The organism is Pigmentiphaga sp., from assembly GCF_019689535.1.
GTDB lineage: Bacteria > Pseudomonadota > Gammaproteobacteria > Burkholderiales > Burkholderiaceae_B > Pigmentiphaga.
Window position 1 is genome coordinate 1 of record NZ_JADGHH010000257.1, and the last position, 3,964, is coordinate 3,964.

The following is a 3,964-nucleotide window of genomic DNA, read 5'->3' on the forward strand; positions in this document are numbered from 1 at the left end:
CACAGCTCCAGAGCAAGGCCGCCTTGATGCCCAGCAGCCAAAATATGATGCCGCCCAGCATCCCCTGGGTGACCGCGACCACGATGTTGCCTTTTACCGTCGCCCGCACCACGGCAATGAATTTCCGGAATAGGTGGCGCTTGTGCTCCTCGGTCAACGGCAGGGCTTGGCGGATGCGCGCGGAAAGCCCTGGCCCGTCGCGCAACAGGAAAAACAAGAGATACAGCATGACGCCGAGGCCGACCACGAACTGAAAGGTGTTCTGGCCAATGTTCAGCGCCTGCGTGGCAAAGAACTGGCTGCCTTTGGCGGCGACTTCGGCCAGCTTGGCCTGGATGCTTGATACGTCGACCAGGCCGAACTTGTCCATCAGGCCGCGCACGCTCGGCGGCAATGCCGCCATCGCCCGCTCCATGTAGGCGCCGAAGTTGATGTCGCCCGCGCGGATTTGTTCGTACACTGCGGCGCCCTGGCTGATGATCGCCCCAGCAATGGCAGACACGGGAATAATGACGATCAGCACGCAGACGAGCAGCGTGGTCAGCGCCGCGAGATTCCTTCTCCCGCCGAACAGCGCACACAGTCGCCGCTGCAGCGGATAAAAAATGATGGCGAGGATGGCTCCCCAGAAGACCGCGCCGAAAAATGGCCATAGCAGCCAGCCGAACGCGACCGTAACCAAAACCAACAGCAACAAAAAGGTGCGGTACTGCAAAGAGGTCTGATTCATGGGCCGTCCTTCCGGGGAAACGGGGTCATCGCAGCATAGCCTAGGCGGCAGGCCGTGCCGCACGCATCCGGTCAATCTTCCAAATGCCGCTGCGCCTTGAACACGGGCAGCGCCAAACCCCACTTGATAGACGCCAAGCGGAACAGGAAACCCGTCACCAACGCGATGCCCGTCGCATGGTCGTGCCCGACGCCGTACCGTTGCAGCAAAACGTATAGCGTTCCGGTGGCGAGCGCCACCGAGGCGTACATGTCGCGGCGCAGGACGAGCGGCACCTGGTTGCACAAAACGTCGCGCAGCAGCCCCCCGCAAATGCCCGTGACCATGCCCATCAGCACGACGATGCTGGGATGCACCCCGACCGAAGCGGCGACGTCACACCCGATGATGGCAAACGCCACCAGCCCGAGGGCGTCGAGCAGCAGGAAGGCCATGCGGACGCGATGCATGAAACGCACGAGGTAGGCGGCGGACAGCGCCGCCCCCACCGTGAAGAACAGGTATTCGGGGTGAGCCACCCAGCCGAGCGGGTAATGGCCAAGGAGCATGTCGCGGATGGAACCGCCCCCCAGGGCAGTCACGGTCCCGACGACGCAGACGCCGAACACGTCCATGCGGCGGCGCATGCCCATGATGGCGCCCGACGCGGCCTCCGCGGTAATGGCCAGGAGGTAGATGACTTGCAACAACATGGTGTCTCTCGTTGATCTCGTCCGGCGCCCGGCCGGGCGCGGATCAGCCGCATTATCGCAGGCGCGGTAAAGCCTGGCGGGCCGGCCGGCCCCCCGCCCCTCAGCCGCCCACCGCGGGAAGAGCCTCCATCAAGGCACGCCGGAAGGCCTCCATGACCTCCGGCGCCTTGAAGCCGCGCCGCGTGACCTGATACAAGTCCAGGCTCACCGCGGGCTTGACCAGCAGATCGGCCGCCACCCGGTGACGGTGGCAGGCGACGAGGGCGAAAGTCGGCATGACTGCCGTGCCCATTCCGGCCTCGACCATAGAGATCAGCGTCTCGAAGAAATTGAAAGTCGGCCGGTCTTCGTTTCCCCGCCCGATTTTCTCCAAGTGCGGCTCGATTAGCCGTTGAATCGGATTGCTGGCAGGCAGGCTGATCAAGGTTGCGGTCCGCAAGTTGCTCCACGGCGTCGTTCCCACGGGGCGGCCCGGCGCCTGCTGCCCCGGCTCGACCCGCATGAGCCGGAACTTGCCCACCGGTGCCCGTTCCAGGCCGGCCGGGGGCTTGAAAAAAAACCCCAGGCCGAGGTCCGCCTCTCCGCCGGCAACCAGGGCTTCGACCTGATGCAGGTCGGCGTCGGCCAGCCGCAGTTCCACATGGGGATATGCGGCCTTGAATTGCTGGAAAACGTGCGGCAGGATGTTGGCAGAGATCATGGGTGGGGCGGCGATGCGAAGCGTCTGGCGTGCCCGCTTCCCCTCTACGCCAAGCTTGGCCACGACGGCCTCGAGATCGCCCACCACGCGCTGCGCAACCGGCAGCAGGTCGCGGCCGGCCGGCGTCAGCACGACCATCCTCGTCGTGCGGTCGAACAGTCGGCAATCGAGCTGTTTCTCCATCTCGCGGATCATGATGCTCAGGCCGGCCTGCGTCATGTGCACCTTCTCTGCAGCGCGAGTGAAGTTGCCGATACGCGCGACGTGCAGGAATACCTGCAACTGGCGTAAAGAGAGATTCATAAGAACCTAATATGTATCCATATCACATCTAAATTTCCAAAATACCTCGATCTGTCGCCTAATACCACCCCGGCGGCCGGGCAAGGCCGGCAAGAGACAATCCAAAACAGGTGTGAAATGAGCCGCAAGGAAGACGTCGTCATCATCGGAGCAGGGATAGGAGGCTTGACCCTGGCCCTGAGCTTGCACCAGGCCGGCATTGCCTGCCGCATATACGAGGCCGTGCCGGAACTCAAGGCGCTGGGCGTCGGGATCAACATCCTGCCCCATGCAGCGCGCGAACTCAGCGAACTCGGACTGCTGCCGGAACTGGACAAAGTGGCGGTCCGCACCCGCGAATCCATCTTTTTCACCGAACATGGCCAGTTCGTGTTCCGCGAGCCGGCCGGGCTCGACGCCGGCTTCGACTGGCCGCAATACTCGATACACCGCGGCGACCTGCAAACCGTGCTGCTCGACGCCGTCAAGCAACGCCTGGGAGCGGACGCCGTCGTGTGCGGCGCGCGGTGCACCGGCGTTTCCCAAGACGATGACTCGATCACTGCCCATTTCGTATCGCCCGAAGGCGAGAAGCTGCCAAGCGTGCAAGCCGCCCTCGTCATCGGCTGCGACGGCGTGCACTCCGCATTGCGCAAGCAGCTCTACCCGGACGAAGGCGCGCCCCGCTACTCCGGGGTCAACATGTGGCGCGGCACCACCGTCTGGAAACCCTTCCTCAGCGAGGCCAGCATGGTGCGCGCAGGCTGGCTGGACGTGGGCAAGATGGTCATCTACCCCATCCGCAACAACGTGGATGGCAAAGGGAACCAGCTCATCAACTGGGTGGCGGAGATCACTGACCCGAATCCCGCCATCCGCGACTGGAGCCGCCCGGGGCGCCTGGAAGACTTCCTGCCCACGTTCGAAAACTGGCACTTCGACTGGCTGGATGTTCCCGCGCTGATCCGTGCCTCGGACGCCATACTGGAATATCCCATGGTCGACCAGGACCCCCTGCCGACCTGGACCCAGGGACGCCTCACACTGCTAGGCGATGCGGCGCACCCCATGGTGCCCCGCGGCTCGAACGGCGCCGGCCAAGCCATCATCGACGCGCGCTTCCTGGCAGGCCAGCTCAAGGAGAAAGGGCTGGTTCCGGAGGCCCTCCAGGTCTACGACAAGGTCCGCGTGGCGGCGACCACCCAGGTCGTCCTGACCAACCGCGCCAACCCGCCCGACACCATCCTGCGCGAAGTGTACGAACGCACGGGCGGCAAACCCTTCGAGCGCCTGGAAGACTTCGTTTCGCAGGAAGAATTGCAGGCCATTTCCGACAACTACAAGAAAATCGCCGGCTACAGCCCGGCCGCGCTCAAAGCCCGGCCTTCCTTCCTCTGACGCCACGCATTCGAACCACCTGGCAAGCCGCCCTTGGGGCGGCTTTTTTGTTGTCGCAAGTACCGAAATAGTTTGTGAAATTTATCGAAGAGAATTCGCGATAAACAAAATTAAAGTATCTGATATTGATACTTTTTGAAATTTCCGTAGAATTCGCTGCAT

The 3,964-nt window shown here is 63.1% G+C and carries 4 protein-coding genes; 1 reads left to right on the plus strand and 3 read right to left on the minus strand.

Annotation, left to right across the window (positions count from 1 at the left end):
• The 3 genes from IRZ12_RS16180 to IRZ12_RS16190 form a co-directional block, all read right to left on the minus strand.
• Positions 1–730, minus strand: a 730-nt coding sequence (locus IRZ12_RS16180) for an AI-2E family transporter (RefSeq protein ID WP_296470646.1), incomplete at its 3' end; no start/stop codon positions are given.
• A 71-nt stretch (positions 731–801) separates the two neighbouring features.
• Positions 802–1,416 (minus strand): trimeric intracellular cation channel family protein, encoded by a 615-nt coding sequence (locus tag IRZ12_RS16185; RefSeq protein ID WP_296470655.1) that lies wholly within the window; start codon positions 1,414–1,416, stop codon positions 802–804.
• A 106-nt stretch (positions 1,417–1,522) separates the two neighbouring features.
• Positions 1,523–2,425, minus strand: coding sequence for a LysR family transcriptional regulator (locus IRZ12_RS16190; protein WP_296470649.1), 903 nt, complete (start codon positions 2,423–2,425; stop codon positions 1,523–1,525).
• Positions 2,426–2,542: 117 nt separating this feature from the next.
• On the opposite strand from IRZ12_RS16190, the gene IRZ12_RS16195 reads away from it, so the two are divergent.
• Entirely contained in the window at positions 2,543–3,802 is a 1,260-nt protein-coding gene (locus tag IRZ12_RS16195; protein ID WP_296470652.1) for a flavin-dependent oxidoreductase, read from the plus strand.
• Positions 3,803–3,964: the final 162 nt, after the last annotated feature.

Excerpts from the sequence above, each read along its gene's own strand:
- IRZ12_RS16190 (WP_296470649.1), bottom strand. The coding sequence starts at position 2,425 with ATGAATCTCTCTTTACGCCAGTTGCAGGTATTCCTGCACGTCGCGCGT.
- IRZ12_RS16195 (WP_296470652.1), top strand. The coding sequence starts at position 2,543 with ATGAGCCGCAAGGAAGACGTCGTCATCATCGGAGCAGGGATAGGAGGC.